This is a genomic window from Kocuria sp. UBA1838 (assembly GCF_002338785.1).
GTDB lineage: Bacteria > Actinomycetota > Actinomycetes > Actinomycetales > Micrococcaceae > Kocuria > Kocuria marina.
In genome coordinates this window covers 92,125-115,088 of the sequence record NZ_DDIY01000006.1, presented here as the reverse complement: position 1 = coordinate 115,088, position 22,964 = coordinate 92,125, and the positions used below count along the sequence as shown (strand labels likewise).

The following is a 22,964-nucleotide window of genomic DNA, read 5'->3' as shown; positions in this document are numbered from 1 at the left end:
TCCTCGGAGACCTCGGGCATGATCCGGCCCATGGCCTCGACCAGCACGAAGCGCAGGTCCGAGACCTTCAGGAGGTCGTTGCGCTGCACGGCCGAACGCGCCATGTCCTCGAGCTCGGCGATGGTCTCGGAACCGGCGTAGCCGCCGCCCACCACGATGAAGGTCAGCGCCTTGCGCTTCTCGTCCTCGTCGTTGGTGAGGGAAGCCACCTCGATGCGCTCGAGCACCCAGTTGCGCACGGACACGGCCTCTTCGATGGTCTTCATGCCGATGGCCTTGTCCGCGAGCCCCGGGATGGGGAACGTGCGGGTGTTGGAACCGCCGGCGAGCACGATCTCGTCGTACGTGAGCTCGAACTCGGGGCCCTCGTCGATGCCGTGGACGGTGACCGTACGGTTGGCATGGTCGATGCTCTCCACGCGGCCGGTGATCAACTCGCAGTCGGCCAGGTGCTGACGGTGCGGGATCACGGCGGAGCGCGCCTCGATGTTGCCGGCCGAGACCTCGGGCAGGAACGGGAGGTAGGTCATGTACGGGTTGGGGTCCACCACCGTGACCACGCCGCCGGACTCCTTAATGCGGGTCTGCAGCTTCTGCGCCAGCGTGAAACCGACGTAACCGCCACCCACGATGAGAAGGCGCGGACGGTCCTTAGCAAGTTGATTGAAAGCCATACCCGAAAGTTTACTCACCGTGGCACGGTTTTGCCGACGCGGTGTCAGCGGCCCGGTGAGCTGATCGTGAAATCAGCGCGAGAGCCTGCGGATGTGCAGGACCGCGGCTACGGTGAGGCCCGCGACGATCACCCCGAAGCTGACGAGGATCACCACGGGTAGCGCGCCGGTCTCGTTGAGGGGTGCCTGCGCCACGGGTGGGGTGGCCTCCCCGGTCACCTGCCGCGTGTCCGGCGCGGGCGGGGTCGGGGAGCTGCTCGGGGTGGGTGTCTGCGAGGGCGGGCGGTTCTGCGCAATCCATTGCCGCACGCTGCCCAGGGGATTGGTGTCGGAGATCCGGACGTCGTCCTCTACGGCCGCGCGCACATCCAGGATCCCATACCCGTAGAGCGGGTCCTTGCCCTGCGCTCCCGCGTCGTGCGCGGTGTCCACGATCCGCTGGGCGATCCCAGCGGCCGTGAGGTCGGGGTGCTTCTGCTTGATCAGCGCCGCGGTCCCGGCCACGAGGGGCACGGTGGCGGAGGTCCCGGACCACCGGGCGTAGCCGCCCCCCGGGATCGCACCCACCATCTCCTCGCTGGGCCCGGCCACCGCGATCGAGATGCCCTGGGAGGACGAGTCCCAACTCGCCGTGCGCGACCGGTCCACGCCGCCCACGGACAGCACCCCCGGAATCGTGGCGGGCGCCCCCACCTGGTTGAGCCCCGATCCCCGGTTGCCCGCCGCCGCGACCACGAGAACGCCCTTCTCCTCCGCGTACGCGAACGCCGAGTCCCATGCGGGGGGCCAGCCCGTGGCGTTCGAGCCCAGGGACATGTTGATCACGTTCGCGCCGTGGTCCACGGCCCAACGCACGGCGTCCGGGATCTGTTCGTCGATGTCACGGGCGTCGGGGTGTTCGCTGCCCACCCACAGGGACACGGGCAGGATCTCCGCCTCCGGGGCCACGCCGATGATGCCCCGCGTGCCACCCGGACCGTCCGGGTTCTCGGGTCCGTGACCGCGTCCCGCGGCGAGCGAGGCCACCAGGGTCCCGTGTTCGGGTTCCGCGCCCAGGCCCTCCTGACCGTTCGCGCGGCCCACGCCCGAGACGTCCGTCCCCTCACCGACCGCGCCCCGCAGATCCTGGTGGGAGCCGTCTACGCCGGTGTCGATCACGGCGATCTTCACGCCCTTGCCGGTCGCGGACTTCCATGCGTCCCGCACGCCGTAGTCGTCCAGCCAGTACTCCACCTTGCGCACGTCCACCGGCTCCACGGGGACCTTGCCGTTCGGGGGCGGTGCCACGGGGGTCTCCACGGGCACCGACGGCGCAGGCATGGGTTCCACCGCGAGCGCCGGGGCGACACCGGTCCCGCCGAGCAGCAGGCCCACCGCGGCGAGTGACAGCGCGCCGCGTGTTCTCAGCCGTCCCATGATCCCTCTGCTTTCCCGCGCTGCACGCGCGTCTTCGACCGCTCCCGGCGGCCGATGTACCGGACCCCCGCCCGGCGTCACGACGACGTCGCCCGCTGACCCGTCCACTCCGGCTCGCTTCCGCTCCGGGCCCGTCCACACCGGGTGCCGGCGCGGGCGTCCGCTCCCCCGCGCGCCCGCAGGTGGTGTGCCGGGGTGCGACGGCGACCGGCCCGTGATCTCAGGCCGCGAGGGACAGGGCGATTCCGTCCAAAATATCGTGTTCGCTCGCGGTCACGGTGCTGACGCGCCCGTTGGTCGCGTCCGAGACACGTTCGATGATCCGGCGCCACACGAGCGCACCCGCCCCGATGACGTCCACGCGGCCCTCGTGCATGAACCCGAGCTCGGCGCGTTCCTCCCGCGTCATCCCGGTCAGGTCCCGGCACGCCCGGATAACGACGTCGCTGCCCAGGACGCTGCCGTTGATCCGGTCCTCGTCGTAGCGGCTCAGACCCATGGCCATGGCACCGACCGTGGTGACCGTCCCGGCGACACCAACGAGCCGGGTGGTCAGTTCGAGCGGTACGGTGCGGGCCACGGTGTCCATGGCCTCGTCCACGTCCCGCAGCACGAGACGTTGCTGTTCCTCGGTGGGCGGGTTGGACCCCAGGTGGCGTTCGGTCATGCGCACGCACCCCACGTCCACGCTGCGGGCGGCGATCACATGATCCGGGGAACCCAGGACGCACTCGGTGGAACCACCGCCCAGGTCCACCACGAGCACGCGGTCCTCCGGGGTCAGACCCGCGGCCGCATTGAGCGCGCCGCGGAATGACAACGCCGCTTCCTCGTCACCGCTCACGACCTCCGGGGTCACCCCCAGGCGGGACCTGATCCCGTCCACGAAGACCTGCCGGTTGCCGGCGTCGCGCGTGGCGGACGTGGCCACGAACCGGACGGCGTCCACCTTGTGCTTGGTGATGAGCCGGGCGTACTCCTCGGCGGCGGCGAAGGTCCGCTCGAGGGCGGCCTCGGCGAGCCAGCCGGTGGCGTCCACACCCTGGCCCAGGCGCACGATGCGCATCTCGCGCACCCTGTCCTTGAGCTCAAGGTGGCCGTCCTTGCCCTTCACGTCCGCGATGAGCAGACGGATGGAGTTCGTACCGCAGTCGATGGCCGCAACGCGCATGGGTGATGGATCCTCGGTTCGGTGGGAGCGTGCCGGTTGACCGGCCCGGCACCAATTTACCCGCGTCGCGGGGCACTTCCGTCCCCTCCCCCGTAAATCACCTGCGCAGCCCGTGACCCGCGATCCGAGGAGCCGATGTGTTCGAGATCCTGCTCACCACGGTCTTCGTGGTGCTCCTGGTCGATGTCGTGGTCGCGTTCGTGGTCACGGCCCGCCGCCCCGTCACCGACCGCTGGCTGTTGTCCCTGCTGCTGAGCGGTACCACCGGCGCCGCGCTCGTCGTGCTGCTGACCGTGCTGCTTGGCCCCGCGGCGGCGTCGCGATTCCCGGACGTGGCCGTGGGGCTGATCGGGCTGGCCTCGCTCACGGCCGTCGTCCGACTGACCGCGGCGCGCACCCCCGGTGCCGCTCGGGGCGCGAGGACGAGCCCCGCGCCGCTTGGAGGCGGTGCCGGCGCATGATCACCGGCCTCAGCGCCGTCCTGATCGTGTGCGGAGCGTTGTTCTTCACCGCGGGCACGGCAGCGTTCATCCGGTTCCCGGACATACGCAGTCAACTGCACGCGCTCACCAAGGCGGACAACCTGGGCCCGGGACTCGTCATGGTCGGCGCCGCCGTGTACCTGGGGAGCTGGTCCACCGCGGCGTTGCTCGCGATCGCGTGGGTGCTCATCCTCGGCTCGGCGTCCGTCTCGGCGCACGCCCTGACCGCGCGGGAAGCCACGGAGCACGACGCCGCTCGCACCCTTGACGGCCCCGGCGCCTCCCCCGCGGTGGGCGAAATGGGGTTCCGCTCGCACGGTGAGCGAGTCCGGCACTGCCCGCACGGCAAATGAGTCCAGCGCGCCGGGTACCGCGGACCCGAGGCGGCCCGCCCCGTGACCGAACTCACCGCCCTCGACGTGGCCCTCGGCGTCGCCGTACTCGCGACCACCGCGGCCACCGTGCTCCCCCCGCGCGCAGCGTGCAGGCCATGTCCTTCCTGGGTCTGGGGTGCTCGTGATCCTCGTGTGGCTGCGGCTGGGCAGCTCGGACTCCGGCGGTGCGTTCCAGTCCGGGGCTGTGCTGGCGGGCGCGCTCATCCTGCTGCGCAGCGCCGGGGTGCCCCTGGACCGGCTGACCGGCCGGTGGCTACGGCCCCTACTGATCGTGGGCGTGATCGGTTTCATCATGACCGGGGCGCTGGCCGTCTCGCTCGGTAACGCGCGGCTGCGGTGGTCCCCGGAATGGTCCTTCGCGGCCATGCTCACCGTGGAGATCGCGCTGACCGCCGGGATCGTGCGCGTGGTGGACGACGTGTACGGGATCTACGTGGCCTCGGAACTTGGCGTGCTCACCCCGTTGCTGATCGTTGCGTGCTTAACCATCCTGTACGGCTGCTACCAGGCCCGGCGCCAGGAGGACCTCAAGAAGCGGCTCGCGTACTCCACGGTCTCGCACGTCAGCTACGTGGTGGTCGGGATCTCCCTGGTCACGCTCGCGGGGACCACGCGCGGTGTGGTGCACCTGGTGCACCAGGGACTCATGAAGATCGCCCTGTTCTTCTGCGCGGGACTGTTCGCCGAGGCCCTGGGCATCACCAAGCTCTCGCAGATGCACGGTCTGGGTCGGCGCATGCCGTGGACCTCCGCGGCCTTCACCGTGGGCGCGTTCGGCATGATCGGTCTGCCCGTGACCGCCGGTTTCGTGTCCGAGTGGATGCTGGGCCTGGGTGCCCTGGAGTCGGAACACCCCTGGGTCGTGGGCGTGCTGATCGCCTCGTCTCTGCTCAACGCCATGTATTTCCTACCGGCGGTCTACCACATGTGGTTCCGCGACCCCGCTGACCAGGATGCTTCCCCTGCGACGGCCGGGGACGGCTCGGCTGCGGGGTCCGAAACCAGCACCGCGGGGCCCGAGGACAGTTCGGCGACACCGTCCGAGGACGGCACCCCGGTGGCGTCGGACAGCAGCACCGCGACGTCCGGCGGCAGCACGGCCGCGCAGCCCGGTGCGACCGTCGTGATGCGGGAACCGGCCAGCCTGCTGGTGCCCACCGTGATCACCGCGGCCGCGTCCGTGTTCGTGGGTCTCGCGGCGTCGCTCAAGTTCGCTCCGCTGCAGATCGCCCGCCAGGTCGCAGAGGGGGTGCTCGGCTGATGCTCTTCGCCCTCACGTTCCTGGTCCCGATCGCGGTGGTCGCCCTCGTGGTGCTCGCGGGAGTGCTCCCGGCACAGCGCGCGGCCCCCGTGCGCCGCGGCGCCGCCCTCTGTGCCCCACTGGCCGCGGTGCCGGCCGGGCTGCTGGCGGTGTTCGGTGGCGGCGAGTCCGTGGACGTCCCGTGGTTGTTGTTCGGCACCCGCTTCTCGGTGGACGCCGTGGCCCGGCCCCTGTTGTTGATCGCCGCGCTGCTGTACGGCGGGTCCCTGCTGGCCCTGACGTAGCTCAAACTGCGCCACACCGAACGGCACCACGGTGCGCTCACCGCCTTCATGCTCTTGTCCTTCGTGGGCAACATCGGCACGTACCTGGCCGCCGTCGCTGGCGCCCCGCTGACCCCGGACGCGTTCGACACGCACGTGTCCAAGGAAGCCGTATCGCCCATCTCCGTACTGGGAGTGGGCCTGGACTCGATCCTGCCGCTCGTGGCCACCGGTTCCACCCTGCTGCTCATGCGGTTCACATGGCTGGTATGGACGGCGGAGCGCGATCCGCGCCGCAGGCCCGACGGCGAATTGGTCTCGTGGTTGCTCGTGGCCGCGGCGGGCATCGTGGTGCCGTGGCTCGTGGGCGAGCGCTGGACCCCGCGCGCGGACGGCACCACGATCACCCCCGGGGACGTCCTGGTCCCGGTGGAGAAGGTGTTGTCCGGTCTGGCCCGTTCGGGCGGGCGCGCGCTGGCCCCCCTGCACGACGGCACCGGAGCCGTGGCACGGGGCTTGGGGGTCGTTCTGAACCGCGACCCCGCGCACGTGGCTCCGACGCGCGGCGGGGACGCTGACGTTGCTCGGGTGGTTCTTGTGGCAGTCCGCGCGCGGCGGTGTGGACGTGGCGCTGCGCGCCGTGGACCCCGACCCGGGACTCTGACCAGCGAACGCGCCGCCGCCCATGCCCGCGCTGGTCACGGCACACGCATGATCGCGCATGATCGCGCATGAGTGATCGGGGCAGTCATGATCGGACCGCCCCTCGGGAACGTCACCCCACCGGGGCGAACGCCGTACGAGGGTCAGTCCGCGCTGCGCCACGCGGGATCGCATGCGCAGCGGTCCCGGGACCAGGTGTCGGAGATCAGCTCGAGGGTCTCGTCCCCCAGGGGGTTCACCCCCGGACCGGCCGCGAGGCTGTGCCCCACGAGCACGTGCAGGCACTTCACGCGCGTGGGCATGCCGCCCGCGGAGATCCCCTCGATCTCGGGAACCTCGCCGATCCCCGCTTCCTCCCCGATCCGGCGCCGCTGCTCCAGGTAGTGCTCGTGCGCGGCCCGGTACCGCTCGGCGAGTTCCGGGTCCTCGGTGATCCGGTCGGACATGCCGTACATGGTGCCCTCGGCCTCGAGCCGGGACACCGCGGACGTGATCACGGGGTGCGTGAGGTAGAAGACCGTGGGGAACGGGGAACCGTTGCTCAACCGGGGGGCCGTGGCCACGACCAGCGGGTTCCCGCACACGCAGCGCGCCGCGATCTCCACGACGTCCCGCGGGGGCCGACCCAGCTGGTGTCCCACCACGGTGCGGTCCTGATCGGTCACGGACGGGCGGTGTTCATGGGCCGCTGCGGTCACTGATTGCCACTTCCTCGGGTCTGCGGTTCAAGGGTGATCTGTTCGGGCGGGTACGCGGAGTCCACCACGGACTGCCACAGCCCGTCCGCCCACGCCGGCTTGCTAGCCTCGACCTGCTCGGCGGAGGATTCGACGCTCTGGCGCACGCCCGGTTGCGCGCCGAGCACCAGGTAGGCGTTCTCCCCCGGCATCACGTAGGACATCCGCTCACGCGCTTGTTGCTCCACGTAGGAGTCGTCCCCCCACAGTTGTTCCTCGTGCTTGAGCTGCTGTTGTCGCTCTTGTTCGTGGGCGATGCTCTGCTGCAGCGCGGAGATCTGCGCGCGCTGGTCGAAGAAGATCTTGGTGGTGGGCGCGGCCAAGAACACGATGAGCGTGGCCACCACGATCAGGGCCACGAGGCGCCCGTTGAACGAGTGGGCGGGTGTGGGGGCCGCGAGCGTCGACGAGCCGCCAGCGCTGTCCTGGGAGGGGGTGTCCCTCAGCGAGTCCCGTTTCGCGGACCGTTGCGTGTCCCGCGGAGGGTTGCGCCGAGCGTCCCGCGAGCGCCCGCCGCGCGGTTCGCGCGGGGTGTCGTCAGCGGGCTCGGGGCCCATACGGGGGATCCGCGGGCGGGGTCCGACCATGGGTGCCTCCCGGGTGACGTGGGTGGTTCGTGCTCGGTCAGTCTACCCGCAGCACGACGCCGCCCGGCCCCGGGAACGGGGGCGAGCGGCGTCGTCGTCAGGGAACCCACGGCGGCACGGGGGCCGCCGCACAGCTCACTTGCCGGTGAAGCGGGGGAACGCGGAGGCGCCGGCGTACGTCGCGGAATCGCCGAGCTCCTCCTCGATGCGCAGCAGCTGGTTGTACTTCGCCACGCGCTCGGAACGCGCCGGGGCACCGGTCTTGATCTGACCCGCGTTCACGGCCACGGAGATGTCCGCGATCGTGGTGTCCTCGGTCTCGCCGGAACGGTGGGAGATCATGCAGCGGTAGCCGTTGCGCTGGGCGAGCTCGATCGCGTCGAAGGTCTCGGTGAGGGAGCCGATCTGGTTGACCTTCACGAGCAGGGCGTTGGCCACGTGCTCGTCGATGCCGCGACCCAGGCGCTCCGGGTTGGTCACGAAGAGGTCGTCACCCACGAGCTGGACCTTGTCCCCGATGTGCTCGGTGAGCGCTGCCCAGCCCTCCCAGTCGTTCTCGTCCAGGGGGTCCTCGATGGACACGAGCGGGTACTTCTCGACCAGCTCGGCGTAGTACCGGGACATGTCTTCGGCCGAACGCTTCTGGCCCTCGAAGGTGTAGGAACCCTTCTCGTGGAACTCGGAGGACGCCACGTCCAGGGCCAGCGCGATCTCCTGACCGGGCTTGTACCCGGCCTTCTCGATGGCCTCGAGGATCAGGTCCAGCGCGGCGGCGTTGGACTCCAGGTTCGGGGCGAAGCCGCCCTCGTCACCCAGACCGGTGGCCAGCCCGCGGTCCTTGAGCACGGACTTGAGGCTGTGGTAGACCTCCACACCCCAGCGCAGGGCCTCGGAGAACGTGGGAGCACCGATCGGGGCGATCATGAACTCCTGGATGTCCACGTTGGAGTCCGCGTGGGAACCGCCGTTGAGGATGTTCATCATGGGCACCGGCAGCACGTGCGCGTTGGGCCCGCCCAGGTACTTGTACAGTTCCAGGTCTGCGGAGCTCGCAGCCGCACGGGCGATCGCCATGGAGGCGCCCAGGATCGCGTTGGCGCCCAGCTTGGCCTTGTTGTCGGTACCGTCCAGTTCCAACATGGCCTGATCCACGGCGCGCTGGTCGGAGGCGTCCAGGCCCACCACGGCCTGCTCGATCTCCTCGTCCACGGCGTGGACGGCGTCCAGCACGCCCTTGCCCAGGAAGACCTTCTTGTCGCCGTCGCGGCGCTCCACGGCCTCGAACTCACCGGTGGACGCGCCGGAGGGCACGGCCGCGCGCCCGAAGCTGCCGTCCTCGAGCAGTGCCTCAACCTCGACCGTGGGGTTGCCACGGGAGTCCAGAATCTGGCGGGCTTGCAGCGCAATGATCATTGCCATGAAAATCTCCTTGTCGGTCGTCGACCCGTGGGGCGGTCCCCCGGTCTTTAGCCTACCGAGCGTCGCTGGGTGCGGGCGATAAAGGTGCGTCGTGGTCACGCACGAACCGTCGCACCGCCGTCCGCAATGCGCGCTCGGCGTCGAGGCCGCGCGCGGAGCTGTCCTGCACGCGGCGGAACAACTCCTCCCCCAGCGCGTCCTCCTCCGCCTGCCGGTCCTGCTCGTCCGACTCGGGGCGCGGTTCCGGGAGCCCGGCCACGCCGTGCCGGCGCGCCTTGGACAGGGCCTTCTCGGCGTACGCGAGCGCGGGCAGCGCCGGCGGGATGCCGTCGAAGATCCGCGTGCGCTGGGGTTTCTCGCGGCGTTTCACTGCGTCCCAGCGCGCGGCGAGTTCCGCATCGCTCGGTGTCCCGTTGCCGACGACGACGCTGCCCGCGCCCGTCACATCCGAGCCAGTGCCGCCTGGGCTGGCACTGTCCAGGGTGGTGCCCTCGACAACGGTGCTGTCCGCAGCGGTCGCCTTCACGGCGCCCGCAGTCGCAGCGGTCGTCCCCGCGGCCTGGCGCGCCGCGGCGTCGTGGCCCGGTGGGAACACCGCGGGGTGGCGCCGCACGAGCTTGTCCGTGACCGCGGCCAGCACGTCCGAGATGTCGAAGCGCTGCCCGTCGGGGTGTTCCTGGCCGATGCGCGAGTGGAAGACGACCTGCAGCAGCACGTCCCCGAGTTCCTCCACGAGCTCGGTACGACGCCGCTCGGACGGCTCGAGCGCCTCGACCGCCTCCACGACCTCGTAACTCTCCTCCACGAGGTAGCGCAGCAGCGACTCGTGGGTCTGGGCGGCATCCCACGGGCACCCGCCCGGCGAACGCAAGCGGTCCATGACGGCGAGCAGCCGCTCGAACTCCGCGCCCGGTGCGGAGCCTCCGTCCGGCACCGCCGGGTCATGGGCGGTCATGTTCCCCGTCCTGGCTTTCTGCGCCGACTCATCGTGCGGGGTCACAGACCCCGCGGGCGCCTCTCGTGTCGGTTCCTCGGGCGCCGTCATGCGTCCTCACCCGTCACGTGGCGTTCGAGCCATTCCTGATAGGCCCGCGGCACGAACGCCGCGCGGGCCGCGTTGCGCTGCACCGCGACCAGATCGGCCTCGTCCCACCCCGCCTGCTCACGCAACAGCTCGAGCTCGTTGCCCACGGAGGTGTCGCTCATGAGCCGGTTATCCGGGGAGATCGTGACCGCGAAGCCGTGCCGCAGAAACCGGGTGGCCGGGTGATGAGCGATGTCGTCCCCCCACACCGCGCTCGCACCGGTCTGCAGGTTGGAGCACGGGCAGACCTCCAGCGCGATCCTGCGGTCGCGGATCCACCGGGACAGCGGCGACCGCGCATCGGGGTCCTCGTTGAGCAACCGCACGCCGTGACCCAGGCGCAGGGCGCGTCCGGCGGTGAGCGCATCCGCCATGGACTCCGCACCGTCCGCTTCACCCGCATGCAGCGTCACGGGGATGAAGTTCTCCGCGAGCAGGTCCAGGGCCGCGCGGTGATCCGACGCCGGGAAACCACGCTCGGGTCCCGCTAGGTCGAACGCGACCACGGACCCGGGTGCGGGTTCGCTGGGGACGCCCCCGTGCGCCGTCGTGGTGTCCGACGCCGCGTTATCGGATGCCGCGGCGCGTACGCGGCGCACCACGAGCTCGGCGATCTCGAGAGAGCGGTCCAAGTGGCGCATGGCGCACAGGATCTGCACGACTGAGAGGTGACCGCCCGCGGCCTTGACCTCGGCCACGCCCTCGGCGAGACCGGCCTGCACGGCATCCACGGCGTCGTCGAGCGTGAGCCCACCGGCCACGTGCTGTTCCGGGGCCCAGCGCACTTCCGCGTGCACGATCCCGTCCGCCGCGCAGTCCGCGACGTACTCGCGGGCCACCCGGCGTAGCGCGTCCGCGGTCTGGGTCACGGCCACGGTGTGCGCGAAGGTCTCCAGGTAGCGCTCCAGGCTGCCCGAGTTGGCGCTCTCCCGGAACCAGCGACCGAGTGCGGCGGGGTCCGTGGCGGGCAGCTCATGGCCGAAACCTGCGGCGAGGTCGATGATCGTGGCCGGTCGCAGCGCGCCGTCCAGGTGATCGTGCAGGCAGATCCGGCGGTGTGGCCCGAGGCCCCCGTCCGTGGTGCGGTCGGGGGCCTCGGGAGTGGTTCTCGTGGTCATGGATCAGTAGTTCCAGTCCTGCAGTGCCTCGTTCACGTGCTCCGGGATGTTGGAGCCGGTGCGCGGGTACATCCGCAGCTCCTCGAGATAGTTCTGCCCCGGCAGGCGCTGCTCGTAACGCACGAAGGCCTCCTCGTCCGAGTAGTCGAACGTGACCTCGGGCGGGACGCCCGGGCGGAAGCGGAACATCATGGCCAGCGGTGCGCCGGAGCCCTCCACGTAGGAGTCGTCCTTGAGCTCCTGGACCTTGAGCAGTTCCTCCGGAACCAGCTCGAAGGTCGGACGCTGATCCCAGAACCCGTTGAGGCGCACGTGGGTCAGCGCGTCGTAGTACGTGCCCAGAGCGCGCACGCGGATCAACACGGTGGAGACGTCCCGCGCGGTGCCCTCGGAGTCGAACAGGTGCCGCTGCGCGTCCGCCAAGCGGGAGACCACGTCACCCGTGGTCAGCGCGAGGTTGCCCGGGGCCAACGCGTCCGGGTCGAGTCCCTGCTCCGGCTCGGCCCCGCGGTACGACGGCGCCACGTCCGTGGCGAGCGCGACCTGCGGTGCGCTCGCGGGGTCGTCCTCAGCATCCTGCACAGAGGCGGCGGACACGAGGTTCTCGGCGGGTTCCGTGCCGAACTCGGACTCGTCCACGTGGGCCGGGAGGTCCTCGGGGCTGGACTCATCGTTCTCGGTGGCCCGTTCCTCGGTCGCGTCGATCACCTCGGGACGATCCTCGGTGCTCTGCGCCACGGGCTCGGCGTGGAGGGCCGACTCCCGCTGCTCGAACTGTCCCCGCTCGTCGAGCGGCTCCGACCGCTGGGGCTGCTCGGCCTCTTCCTGCTGCGCCGTGAGCTCGGCGGCATCCCGATCGGCCACCGCGGGCGTCTCGAGGGACTCGTCCTGCACGACCGGGGCCGCGTCACCGGCCGTGAGCACCTCGCCGTCCTCGACGGGTTCGCTCGGCCCGTGCTCGGGCACCACCCGCACGGCGTCGTCGTCGCCCTGGGTGGTGTCGGCCGGGACTGTCCCGGCGGCGGGCCGGGAGTCCTCGGCGAGCGCGCCGTCGACGACGGGCGCCCCGGCCACCGGGGCATGCTGCGACGCCTCCGCCGGGGCGCCGTGCACGTACTGCTCCGTGCGGGACTCTCCGTTGGGGAAGTCGTAGGTCACGGTGATCTCGCGCTGCCCGTCGTGCGGGGTGGCGGCGATCAGGTCCAGCTGACGCCACGGCCCCACGGGGGTGTTCATGGCCTGGGTGTAGAGATCCGCGACGTCGTCGAACAGCGGCGAGCCCTGGTCCACGGTGCCGTTCTCGACCTCGTCCTGGGCGTCCCCGACGGCCTGGCGGGTCTGGTGCGTCATGATGTTGCCCGATTGCACGAGGGTCAGCCGCGCACGGTCCGCGCCGCGGGACAGCAACAGCTCCACGAGGTTGCGCAGCGCACCGGACTCCGGCAGGGCGACTGCGTTCGGATCATGACGACGCGGCGCGTTCTCCTGCGCCTGCTGCGGTGCCTCGGGAGCGCCCTGCGCGCTCTGGGGAGCGGCCGCAGGGTCGACGGGGCGGGCGCCGGGAGCCGGCTGGGGTGTCGGGGTGTCGTTCTTCTTGCTGCGGAACAGATCTCTCAGACCCACGTGTTCGTTTCCCTTCCAGAGCCGGGCTTGGTTTCCTGCAAAGTATAGGTGGCGCGGACTCCACGGATACCGGGAACCGGGCCCGTGCGCCGGTCCGTGACGGGCTCGACGTCGCTTCGCCCCGGCTACAGGTTCTCCGGCCCGAAGGCGTCCGGGAGCACCTGGTCCATGCTGCGCACCCCACTGACCGTGAGCAGTTCCATCCCCGGGGCCCGGTGTTCGTAGAGCAGCTGCCGGCAGCGCCCGCACGGCATGAGCACCTCCCCGTGGCCGTCCACGCACACGAACGCCACGAGCTTGCCCCCGCCGGACATGAACAGCGCGCTCACCATGGAGCACTCGGCGCACAGGGTCACCCCGTAGGACGCGTTCTCGATGTTCGCGCCCGTGACCACGCGGCCGTCATCCACGAGTGCGGCCGCCCCCACCGGGTATCGGGAGTACGGCGAGTAGGAGTGGGCCAGGGCGTCCGTGGCGGCACGCTGCAGTTCGCGCCACGTGGCCTCGTCCACCGGGTTGCGGGTGCCACTCATGATCGTTGCCTCTCCTCGTCGCTCGAACGTCAGGATTGCTCGGTTCTGGAACTGCTCGGTCTCGCGTTTGCACCACCGGTCGACGACGCCGCGTGGCCATGCGAGCGGCGCATGCGCCGGCGTCGTCGTACCGTGGTGCGCGTCATTCCTTGGTGTACGGCTCGCCCGAGGCGGCCGGGCCGCGGGAACGGCCCACGAGACCCGCCACCGCGAGGATCGTGACCACGTACGGCAGCATGGCCAGGAACTGGCTGGGCACAGGGGTGCCCAGGAAGGACAGGATGGATTCCAGGTTGGATGCGAAACCGAACAGCAGGGACGCGAGCAACGCACCCACGGGGTTCCAGCGGCCGAAGATCAGCGCGGCCAGGGCGATGTACCCGGCGCCCGCGGTCATATCGCGCGTGAACGCGGAGACCGAGACGAGCGTGTAGAACGCCCCGCCCAGACCGGCCACGGCACCGCCCAACAACACGTTGCGCACGCGCAGCGCATTCACCGAGACACCCAGGGTGTCCGCGGCCTTGGGGTGCTCCCCCACCGCGCGGGTACGCAGACCCCATCGGGTCCGGTACAGCGCGAACCACACCACGATCACCGCGAGGTACATGATGTAGCCGATCACCGACTGGTCGAACAGCACGGGACCCACCACGGGGATTTCGGCGAGGACCGGGATGCGCACGTGCGGCAAGCGGTCCGGTGCGTTGAAGGACGCGGCGTTGGGCTCGAGCACGGTCGCGAAGAGAAACCCGGTCAGGCCGGAGACGAGCACGTTGAGCACCACGCCCACGATCACCTGGTTCACGCGGTAGCGGATCGCGAACAGCGCGAGCACGGCGGCGACCAGCACCGCTCCCAGCATCGCCGCGAGCAGACCCACCCAGGGGTTGCCGGCCACGGTCCCGGCGACCGCGGCGGAGAACGCACCGAAGAGCAGCTGGGCCTCGATCGCGATGTTCACCACGCCCGAGCGCTCACACAGCAGACCGCCCAAGGAACCGAACACGAGCGGCGTGGCGAGTGCCACGGACCCGGCGAGCAACGCCGTGATGGAGATGCTGGGCGTCTGGGCGGTGCCCACGATCCACACCAGGAACCCGGTCACGAAGAAGAAACCGGCCACGATCACCGCCCAGCGCGGCAGCTTGCGCGCCTGCACGGCCGCGTACACCGTGAGGGCGGCGAGCACGATCGTGACTACCCAACCGTAGGGGGCGGAGGGCACGGAGACGTCGGGCAGGCGGATGGCACCGCCGTCATTCGAGAACCGGAAGTCCACCCTCTGCCCGGAGGCGTTCAGCGCGAAGACGATCAGGGACACGAGCGCCAGGACACCCAGGCCGATTGCGGGCCGCAGGGTCCGCACACCCACGGCGCGGTTCGCGGCGGAGGTGGCCAGAGCGGCTTCGGGCGCGTGCTCCGGAGATCCGGACGAAGGACCGGAGGACTGCGAAGTGATAGCGGTACTCACGCGGCGGCCTCCTGCGAGCGACGGGTAGCGAACTTGAATAGCGGGGGCAGCGCCACGAACAGCACGATCAGGGACTGCACGACCAGCACGATGTCGATGTTGGTCCCCGTCATGGACTGCATGGTCACGCCACCGGCGCGGAAGGCCCCGTAGAGGATGCCCGCGAAGAACGTCCCCCACGGACGCGAGCGGCCGAGCAGGGCTACGGTGATCGCGTCGAAGCCGAAGGACGCGGCCACGCCCGAGGTCAGCGAGTGTTCCGTACCGGCGATCTGCGCGGTACCCGCGAGCCCGGCCAGCAGGCCGGCGAGGAGCATGACGACGACGAACCCGCGGGTCACGGAAATGCCCGCGGTACGCGCGGCGCGGGGGTTCGCTCCCACGGCGCGCAGCTCGAAGCCCACGGTGGAACGGTTGAGCAGCCACGCCACGGCCACGGTGGCCAGCACGGCCACCACGAAGCCCCAGTGCAACCGGAAGTGGTCACCCAGCAGCTTGGGGAACATCGCGGTGTCCGCGACGGGCGGGCTGATGGGGTTGGACGAGCCCTCGCGCTGAAACCCCGGCAGCGTGAGCAACCACGCCACGAGGTTCAGGGCCACGTAGTTGAGCATGATCGTGAGGATGACCTCGTGCGCGCCCGTGCGCGCCTTGATCAGTCCCACGATCCCGCCCCACACGGCACCGCCCGCGGCGCCGGCGACGACGACGGCGAGCAGGTGCAGTCCCACGGGCAACTGCCACGCGAAACCAACCCACGCGGCGAGCGTGGCACCGATCAGGATCTGTCCCTGGGCGCCGATGTTGAACAGCCCGGCCCGGAACGCGAGGGCCACGCCCAGACCCGCCAGGATCAGGGGGGTCGCCACGGTCAGGGTCTCGGTCAGCGGGTACAACCGGTCCGCGAGCGTGCTGCCGTTGGGGTTATACACCGCGCCGTAGAACATGGCGATGTACGCGCTCGAGGCCGCTCGCCACATCGCGGAGAGCGTGTCCCCGGGGCGGGCGAAGAAGTACCCGGCGGCCTGGCGGACGCGCTCGTCCGTGACTGCGATCAGCAGCCCGCCCAGGATCAGCGCCACGACGACCGCGAGCACCGACTGCAGGGTGGAGCCCAGCAGGGTGCGGCGCGGGTCCTCAGCGGAGAGTTCGGTGGGTGGCGGGGCCGAGACCTGATCGGAGGTGGCCGGTGCGGTGGACGCGCTCATGCCGTGCGGTTCCCCTCGGGTCGGTCGGTGGTTCGGTCGGTGGGGTGGGCGCCGGGATCGAGGCCGTCCCCATCCAGGGTGACGGCAGCGGCGTCGCCCGCGTGAGCGGGAGCGGTCGCGGGTGCGGCCGTCGAGCCGCCCGCGGGGGCACCCGCCGGGGACCGGTCGGTGGCGGCCGCGGCGGACCCGCCGTCGTCGTGGGAGTGATCCCACGGCGCGGGCGGCAGCACGCTGTCCGCGGGCTCACCGGCCATCATGCGCCCAAGGGCCTCGCGCGGGGTGTCCGGGCCCACGATACCCATGAGGCGACCGTGGAAGAACACCGCGATGCGGTCCGCGAGTGCGTAGATCTCGTCCAGTTCGGTGGACACGATGAGCACCGCGGTGCCCTTGTCCCGCTCGGCCACGATGCGCTTGTGGATGAACTCGATGGATCCCACGTCCACACCGCGCGTGGGCTGGGACGCCACGAACAGTTTGAGGGGCCGCCCGAGCTCGCGGGCGATCACGACCTTCTGCTGATTGCCGCCGGACAGCGTGGCCACCGGAGAGTCCACGGATCCGGTGCGGATGTCGTACTCGTTCACCTCAGAGCCGGCGTGCCCACTGATCGCACCGAGGCGCAGGGACGGTCCCGCCGCGAACTCCCGTTCCCGGTAGCGGTCCAGCACGAGGTTCTCGGCCACGGTGAAGGTGCCCACGAGCCCGTCCGTGGAACGGTCCTCGGGCACGAAACCCACACCGCTGGCCAGGATCTCCCGGGTGCGCAGCCCCACGAGTTCCTGCCCGTCCAGGCGCGCGGAACCGCTCACCTGCTCCTCGAGTCCCACGAGGGCCTGGGTGAGCTCGGTCTGTCCGTTGCCCTGCACACCGGCCACGGCCAGGATCTCGCCGGGCGCGACGTCGAAGTCAACATTGTCCAGCAGCACGACGCCGTTGTCCCCCACCACGGTGAGCCCGCGCACCTCGAGCGCGGTCCCGGTGGTGTGGGCGGTGTCCTTGGCCACGGTCAGGGAGACGTCCCGGCCCACCATCAGGGCCGCAAGCTCGTCCGTGGACGTTTCCGGACCCACCTGGCCGACCACTTCCCCGCGCCGGATCACGGTGATCACGTCCGACACCGCCCGGACCTCGCGCAGCTTGTGGGAGATGAACACGATGGACGTGCCGTTGTCCCGCAGTTGCCGCATGATCTCGAGCAGCTCGTCCGTCTCCCGGGGGGTCAGCACGGCCGTGGGCTCGTCCAGGATCAACACCTTGGCGTCCCGCACGAGGGCCTTGATGATCTCGACCCGCTGCTGGACGCCCACGGGCAGGTCCTCGACCACGGCGTCCGGGTCCACCGCGAAGCCGTAGCGTTCGGAGATCTCCCGGATCCGGGCCCGGGTGGTCTCCAGGTCCAGGGACATCCCGCGCGTGTTCTCGTGACCCAGGGCCACGTTCTCGGCGACCGTGAAGACCGGGATCAGCATGAAGTGCTGATGCACCATGCCGATCCCGGCCGCCATGGCATCGCCGGGGCCGGAGAAACTGACGGGCGCGCCGTCGATCTCGATCGTGCCGGACGTGGGCTCGTACAGCCCGTACAGCACGTTCATGAGCGTGGACTTGCCCGCACCGTTCTCACCGAGCAAACAGTGGATCTGATGTGGTTCCACCGTGAGGTTCACACGGTTGTTGGCGGTGAAGTCACCGAACTTCTTGGTGACGTCCGTCAGTTTCAACTGCACTGTTCTGCTCCTGCCGGGCCCGCCCGCTCAGGCGGTGGGGGCGTTCTTGGACTGCACCGTGACCTTGCCGTCGATGATGTCCTGCTTGAGCTGCTGGACCTGCTTGTCGAGGTCCTCGCTGACCTCGTCCTGCTGGTCGTGGTAGGGGGCCAGGCCCACACCACCGTTCTCGAGCGTGCCCACGTACTGGGTGTTGTCGAAGTTGCCGTCCGCGGCCTGCGTCACGACGTCCTCGACCGAGGTGGACATCTCCTTGAGCACGGACGTGAGCAGGAACTCCTTGCCGGCGTCCAGGGTCTCGTAGCCGTCGGTGTCCGGCCAGATCAGCCGGACGTTCTTGCCGCTGCGGTTGGCCTCGGTCATGGCGTCCACGGTGCCCTGGGCCGCCTGGCCGGCGACGGGCAGGACCACGTCCGCGCCCTCGCCGATGAGGTTCTGCGTGACGGTCTTGGCCTTGGAAGAATCCTGGAACGAGCTCAGGAACGTGCCGTTCTGGGAGTCCTTGTTCCACCCGAGGACCTGCACGTCCGCCTTGTTCTTCTCGTTGTAGTACTTCACCCCGTCCGCGAAACCGTCCATGAACACGGTCACGGTGGGGATGTCCATGCCGCCGTACGTGGCGACCTTGCCCGTCTCGGACGTGCCCGCCGCGAGGTACCCGGCCAGGAACGCCGCCTGGGCGGTGTTGTAGACGATGGGCTTGACGTTGTCCGCCTTGATCGAGTTGTCGTCCACGATCGCGAAGTGCTTCTCCGGGTTGGCCGCGGCCACCTTCTTGGTGGTGTCCGCGAGCAGGAAGCCCACGGAGACCGTGAGGTTGCAGCCCTGCTGCGCCATGGAGGTCAGGTTGGGCTCGAACTCCGTCTCGGACTGGGACTCGGCCTGGCTGATCTGGATGCCCTTGTGCTCCTCGGCGGCCTTGAGGCCCTCATAGGAGCTCTGGTTGAAGGAACGGTCCTGGAAACCGCCGTCGTCGGAGACGATGCAGCCCTTGAAGTCGGAGGCCTGGGCGCTGCTGTCGCCGGCGTTGTCCGGGGCGGCACCGCAACCCGCCAGGACCAGGCCGGTGACCCCGGCCAGGCCAAGCGTCCCCAGGGTGCGCAAGCGTCGAGTGGTCATGAGGTCCTCCGGTCGGGCTGGGATCAGATGTGGGTCGTGACCCGGGAACACAGTGCACGGGTCACCGGCCCGTGTCCCCGGGCGGTGACCCGTGCAGTGAGACGGGTCATAGGTCAGCTCAGTGTAGCCCCGGAAGTACCCAGCAGTACGCTCACCGCGGGCGTGTCAGGGCTGCGGGGCGTCCGGCGTCGTCGTCGCGTCCGCGAGCTCGCGCACGCGCAAGCGGATGGCGCGCAACGCCGTGGAGGCCATGACCTGCACGCCGCAGCCGATCGCCTCCTCCTGAGGGGCGTAGTCGGACTGGTGCAGGTCGTAGGTTCGGCCGCCGGGAGCCCGGGTCCCCAGGCGCATCATGGCGCCGGGGACGTGCTGCAGGAACCACGCGAAGTCCTCCCCGCCCATGGACTGCTCCACCAGCAGGATGCTCTCCTCCCCCAGCTCCGCTCGCGCGGCGATCTCCAGCAGGGTGGTCTCGGTCTCGCCGTTGACCACCGGCGGCACACCCCGGATGTGCTCGAGGTCCACGTTCACGCCGTACGGTGCGGCCACCTGCTCCACGACCTCGTCCAGCATGTCCCCGGCGCGCGACCACGCGTCCGCGTCCAGGCAGCGCATGGTCCCGGACATGAAACCGGACATGGGGATCGCGTTGGGTGCCACACCTGCGTGGATCTGACCCCACACCACGGCCACCCCGGAGCGCACGTCCACGCGGCGGGAGAGCACCGCGGGCACGTTGATCGCGATCTGGCTCATCGCGTAGACCAGGTCCTCGGTCAGGTGCGGGCGGGACGTGTGCCCGCCGCGTCCGGACAGCTCGATCCGGATGGTGTCCGACGCCGAGGTGATCGCCCCGATGCGCGTGCCTACCTGGCCCACGTCCACCTTGGGTTCGCAGTGCAGGGCGAACATCCGCGGCACGCCGGCCAGCACGTCCTCCTTAATGATGGTCAGGGCGCCGCCGGGCAGTTTCTCCTCGGCCGGCTGGAAGACCACGCGCACGGTGCCCGCGAACGGGGACGAACGGTGCACGTCGGCGAGCACGCGGGCCACCCCGAGCATGACCGTGGTGTGGATGTCGTGACCGCACGCATGCATCACGCCCTCGTTGACGGACGCGTAGTCCAGGCCCGTGTCCTCGAGGATGGGCAGGGCGTCGATGTCCGCGCGCAGGCCCACCATCACGGGCCCGCGACCCACGTCCACGTAGCACCCGGTGCGTTCGAAGCGCACGGGGTGCAACCCGGCGGCCTCGAGGGCGTGCACGATCCGGTCCGTGGTGCGGTACTCCTCGTAGGACAGTTCCGGGTGCTTGTGGATGTCCCGGCGGAAGCGCACGAGGTCCGGGAGGTAGTGCGAGAGCAGGGGGCCGATGGCCGGGGGCAGTCCGATGTCGTCGGCGGACGGCAGAGGCAGATCCAACATGTGTGTCACAGTACCGCCGGGACCCCGCGCGGTGATTCAGCGCGGGCGGAGGCGGGGCTCACAGGACGTCCGTGTCGCCGTTGCGCTTGAGGGAGTCCACCGCGTTCTTGACCCGTTGCGCGTGCTCGGCCGTGGTGACCAGCAGGGCATCCGGGGTGTCCACGACCACGATGTCCGCCACGCCGATCAGCGCGATCAACCGCCCCGTGTCGGACACGACGATCCCGGAGGACTCGTCCGTGAGCACACGGTTGTTCTGGCCCAGGATGGACACTGGCGCGTCCGTGCGCGGGTCCACCTTGTTGAGCCGGTTGATCGCCGCGAAGTCCCCCACGTCCTCCCACGTGAAGTCCCCGGGGACCATGGCCACGTCCCCGGCCGCGGCGGCGGGTTCGGCCACGGCGTAGTCGATCGCGGTCTTGGTCAGGGTGGGCCACACCTCGTCCACGACGGCGTCCCGCTCGGGGGTCTCCCACGCGTCCGCGATTCGGTCCAGGCCCCGCGCGAGCTCGGGTTCGCTGCGGCGCAGGTAGGAGAGCATGAGACCCACGGGCGCCACGAACATGCCCGCGTTCCACGTGTACTTCCCGCTGGCCACGTAAGCGCGCGCGGTCTCCTCGTCCGGCTTCTCCACGAACTGCTCCACGGCGAGCGCGTGGGGTGCCTGATCGAGTCCCAGGGACTGCCCCGCCTTGATGTAGCCGAAGCCCGTGGCGGGCGACGACGGCGTGATCCCGATCGTGACGATGCGTCCGGTGTCCGCCGCCCGCACCGCTTCCTTGACGACCTCCTGGAACGCCGAGGCGGGCTCCACCACGTGGTCCGCCGCGAACGAACCGATGATCGCGGTGGGGTCGCGGCGCTCGATGAGCGTGCACGCGAGGCCGATCGCCGCCGCGGAGTCCTTGGGGGACGGCTCGAGCACGAGGTCGTCCGCCGTGAGCTCAGGCAGCTGTTCCTGCACCGCCCCGGCGTGGGAGCGCCCGGTCACGACCATGACCGGACCGGCGGACAGGCCCGCGAGCCGGTCAAAGGTGGCCCGCAGCAGGGACGAGCCGGAGCCCGTGAGGTCCAGCAAGAACTTGGGGGCATCCGCACGGGACAGCGGCCACAGCCGTGAACCCACCCCGCCCGCGGGGATGAACGGATGGAAACGTTGCAATGGCGAAGTCACGACGGTCAGTGTACGGCCCCCTCCCCCGGCGGCCCTGGATGCGTCACCCGTGACATCCCGGGGTACGGGCCGCACACGGGCCGGGTGTGCCCACGCACGACGCGGCCGGCCGGCCCACGGGGACTTCCCGTGAGCCTTCGCGGGCCCGACCCCGCACCCGGGCGAGAGGGTCCCTCGAAGGCCCCGTGAGACGTCGCCGGCGGACCCTACGCACGGAGGTCGTGGGGCCGCTTGACGGCCGCTCGCGGGGCGTTCGGACGGCGCACGGCCGGAGCCGATTCAGACACAGAACAATGCGCTAATTCCGCGCTATTCCGGGGGGCACACTTGCAGACACGTTGTCAGGAAATGTGCGGGGGGCTGGTATCTTTGACGAGAACTACCGCATCATCCATGACAGAGCCAGCCAGGGCTCCGCCATCGCCGTGCACTCGCGCGAGAACGCTGCCTTCTTCTTCGACCATTCTTCGGTGCGCACGACGACGAGCGACACAGGGAGGACATTCCGTGGCGAACTCAACCAGGGGCACCCTTTACCGCGGCCAGTACGGCATGTGGTCTTGGGTCGCCCACCGTATTACCGGCGTGGCCATCTTCTTCTTCTTGCTGGTCCACGTCCTCGACACCGCCCTCGTGCGTGTATCCCCCGAGGCGTATAACGCAGTGATGGCGACCTACAAGAACCCCGTGATGGGTCTCGGCGAGGCCGGCCTCGTGGCCGCGATCGTCTACCACGCCTTCAACGGCCTGCGCATCATCCTGATCGACTTCTGGAAGGGCGGGACCAAGAACCAGAAGGGCCTGCTCTGGGGCGTCATCGCCCTCTGGGTCATCGTGATGATCCCGTTCCTCATCCGTCACCTCTCAGTCGTTTTCGGGGGTTAATTCCGTGAGCACTCCTCTCAAGACCAAGATCAGCGTCCCCCGCAGCCGGGACCTTCAGGTGGACGGCGTGAAGTACAACCGCGCCGGTTCGTCCCGCAGCAGTTTCGAGATGATCGCGTGGCTGTTCATGCGCATGTCGGGCGTGGTGCTGCTCGTGCTCGTGTTCGGTCACCTCTACGTCAACCTCATGGTGGGGGACGGCGTGCACGCGATCGACTTCGGGTTCGTGGGCGGCAAGTGGGCCAACCCGTTCTGGCAGGTCTGGGACCTGGTCATGCTGTGGCTGGCCATGCTCCACGGCACCAACGGTATCCGTACCATCATCGACGACTACGCCGATCGCAACACCACCCGCTTCTGGCTCAAGGTGCTGCTCTTCGTGGCCTCGGGCTTCGTGATCCTGCTGGGCACCATGGTGATCTTCACCTTCGAGCCGTGCCCCGCCGGTGCGGACCCCGCGCTGCTGGCGTCCTTCTGCCCCGGAGCGTGATCGCGGCCACGGCGGAGCCCCCGGCTCCGCCGT

At 70.0% G+C, this 22,964-nt stretch carries 23 protein-coding genes; 7 read left to right on the top strand and 16 right to left on the bottom strand.

Translation table 11 applies throughout. From position 1 onward, the window contains the following. The 3 genes from B3I25_RS03760 to B3I25_RS03750 all read right to left on the bottom strand — a co-directional run. The coding region (locus B3I25_RS03760; protein WP_286737849.1) for an NAD(P)/FAD-dependent oxidoreductase at positions 1–674 on the bottom strand (674 nt) is incomplete at its 3' end. Between the two features lie 72 nt (positions 675–746). Continuing rightward, positions 747–2,090: a S8 family peptidase gene (locus B3I25_RS03755; protein ID WP_286737846.1), complete on the bottom strand. Its 1,344-nt coding sequence runs from the start codon at positions 2,088–2,090 to the stop codon at positions 747–749. Positions 2,091–2,310: 220 nt separating this feature from the next. Further along, positions 2,311–3,261, bottom strand: a complete 951-nt coding sequence (locus tag B3I25_RS03750; RefSeq protein ID WP_286737845.1) for a Ppx/GppA phosphatase family protein — start codon at positions 3,259–3,261, stop codon at positions 2,311–2,313. A gap of 137 nt (positions 3,262–3,398) precedes the next feature. Here B3I25_RS03750 and B3I25_RS03745 point away from each other — a divergent pair, with 137 nt between their 5' ends. From B3I25_RS03745 to B3I25_RS03725, 5 genes are all read left to right on the top strand, one after another. Beyond that, complete coding sequence (locus tag B3I25_RS03745; RefSeq protein WP_193519775.1) at positions 3,399–3,722, top strand: hypothetical protein; 324 nt, start codon at positions 3,399–3,401, stop codon at positions 3,720–3,722. Then, on the top strand, positions 3,719–4,096 hold the full coding sequence (locus tag B3I25_RS03740) for a cation:proton antiporter (RefSeq protein ID WP_193519776.1): 378 nt from the start codon (positions 3,719–3,721) through the stop codon (positions 4,094–4,096). Before B3I25_RS03745 ends, B3I25_RS03740 begins: the two co-directional genes overlap by 4 nt. 163 nt (positions 4,097–4,259) lie before the next feature. After that, positions 4,260–5,399 (top strand): proton-conducting transporter membrane subunit, encoded by a 1,140-nt coding sequence (locus tag B3I25_RS03735; protein WP_286737844.1) that lies wholly within the window; start codon positions 4,260–4,262, stop codon positions 5,397–5,399. Then, positions 5,399–5,683 carry a hypothetical protein gene (locus B3I25_RS03730; RefSeq protein WP_286737843.1) on the top strand — a complete coding sequence of 95 codons (285 nt, stop codon included), beginning with the start codon at positions 5,399–5,401 and terminating at the stop codon, positions 5,681–5,683. The genes B3I25_RS03735 and B3I25_RS03730 overlap by 1 nt, the downstream gene beginning before the upstream one ends. A gap of 48 nt (positions 5,684–5,731) precedes the next feature. After that, positions 5,732–6,397, top strand: coding sequence for a hypothetical protein (locus B3I25_RS03725; RefSeq protein ID WP_286737842.1), 666 nt, complete (start codon positions 5,732–5,734; stop codon positions 6,395–6,397). A 71-nt stretch (positions 6,398–6,468) separates the two neighbouring features. Here the strand turns inward: B3I25_RS03725 and B3I25_RS03720 are convergent, their stop codons facing one another. The 13 genes from B3I25_RS03720 to B3I25_RS03660 form a co-directional block, all read right to left on the bottom strand. Further along, positions 6,469–7,023: a DUF501 domain-containing protein gene (locus B3I25_RS03720; RefSeq protein ID WP_206399522.1), complete on the bottom strand. Its 555-nt coding sequence runs from the start codon at positions 7,021–7,023 to the stop codon at positions 6,469–6,471. Further along, complete coding sequence (locus tag B3I25_RS03715; protein WP_064847171.1) at positions 7,020–7,649, bottom strand: FtsB family cell division protein; 630 nt, start codon at positions 7,647–7,649, stop codon at positions 7,020–7,022. The genes B3I25_RS03720 and B3I25_RS03715 overlap by 4 nt, the downstream gene beginning before the upstream one ends. A 135-nt stretch (positions 7,650–7,784) precedes the next feature. Beyond that, positions 7,785–9,068, bottom strand: coding sequence for a phosphopyruvate hydratase (gene eno, locus B3I25_RS03710; RefSeq protein WP_064847172.1), 1,284 nt, complete (start codon positions 9,066–9,068; stop codon positions 7,785–7,787). Positions 9,069–9,120: 52 nt separating this feature from the next. Further along, entirely contained in the window at positions 9,121–10,023 is a 903-nt protein-coding gene (locus tag B3I25_RS03705; RefSeq protein ID WP_193519780.1) for a MazG nucleotide pyrophosphohydrolase domain-containing protein, read from the bottom strand. Between the two features lie 86 nt (positions 10,024–10,109). Continuing rightward, positions 10,110–11,270, bottom strand: coding sequence for an adenosine deaminase (locus B3I25_RS03700; protein ID WP_286737840.1), 1,161 nt, complete (start codon positions 11,268–11,270; stop codon positions 10,110–10,112). Between the two features lie 3 nt (positions 11,271–11,273). Continuing rightward, entirely contained in the window at positions 11,274–12,893 is a 1,620-nt protein-coding gene (locus tag B3I25_RS03695) for a hypothetical protein (RefSeq protein ID WP_286737839.1), read from the bottom strand. A 125-nt stretch (positions 12,894–13,018) separates the two neighbouring features. Continuing rightward, positions 13,019–13,426 (bottom strand): cytidine deaminase, encoded by a 408-nt coding sequence (locus B3I25_RS03690; protein ID WP_064847174.1) that lies wholly within the window; start codon positions 13,424–13,426, stop codon positions 13,019–13,021. A 142-nt stretch (positions 13,427–13,568) separates the two neighbouring features. Beyond that, entirely contained in the window at positions 13,569–14,900 is a 1,332-nt protein-coding gene (locus B3I25_RS03685; RefSeq protein WP_414672682.1) for an ABC transporter permease, read from the bottom strand. Next, positions 14,897–16,108, bottom strand: a complete 1,212-nt coding sequence (locus B3I25_RS03680; protein ID WP_035963734.1) for an ABC transporter permease — start codon at positions 16,106–16,108, stop codon at positions 14,897–14,899. The genes B3I25_RS03685 and B3I25_RS03680 overlap by 4 nt, the downstream gene beginning before the upstream one ends. Further along, on the bottom strand, positions 16,105–17,838 hold the full coding sequence (locus tag B3I25_RS03675) for an ABC transporter ATP-binding protein (RefSeq protein WP_286737838.1): 1,734 nt from the start codon (positions 17,836–17,838) through the stop codon (positions 16,105–16,107). The genes B3I25_RS03680 and B3I25_RS03675 overlap by 4 nt, the downstream gene beginning before the upstream one ends. 27 nt (positions 17,839–17,865) lie before the next feature. After that, the gene (locus B3I25_RS03670; RefSeq protein ID WP_064847178.1) at positions 17,866–18,957 is read right to left on the bottom strand and encodes a BMP family lipoprotein; all 1,092 of its coding nucleotides are present in this window, start codon (positions 18,955–18,957) and stop codon (positions 17,866–17,868) included. A gap of 165 nt (positions 18,958–19,122) precedes the next feature. Beyond that, positions 19,123–20,382, bottom strand: coding sequence for an amidohydrolase (locus B3I25_RS03665; RefSeq protein ID WP_206399519.1), 1,260 nt, complete (start codon positions 20,380–20,382; stop codon positions 19,123–19,125). 58 nt (positions 20,383–20,440) lie between these two features. After that, positions 20,441–21,556, bottom strand: coding sequence for a mannose-1-phosphate guanylyltransferase (locus tag B3I25_RS03660; RefSeq protein ID WP_064847179.1), 1,116 nt, complete (start codon positions 21,554–21,556; stop codon positions 20,441–20,443). A 507-nt stretch (positions 21,557–22,063) separates the two neighbouring features. Here B3I25_RS03660 and sdhC point away from each other — a divergent pair. Together sdhC and B3I25_RS03650 are read left to right on the top strand one after the other, a co-directional pair. Then, complete coding sequence (gene sdhC / locus B3I25_RS03655) at positions 22,064–22,441, top strand: succinate dehydrogenase, cytochrome b556 subunit (protein ID WP_082943437.1); 378 nt, start codon at positions 22,064–22,066, stop codon at positions 22,439–22,441. A gap of 4 nt (positions 22,442–22,445) precedes the next feature. Next, positions 22,446–22,931 (top strand): succinate dehydrogenase hydrophobic membrane anchor subunit, encoded by a 486-nt coding sequence (locus tag B3I25_RS03650; RefSeq protein WP_035963740.1) that lies wholly within the window; start codon positions 22,446–22,448, stop codon positions 22,929–22,931. The last annotated feature ends 33 nt before the right edge of the window (positions 22,932–22,964 follow it).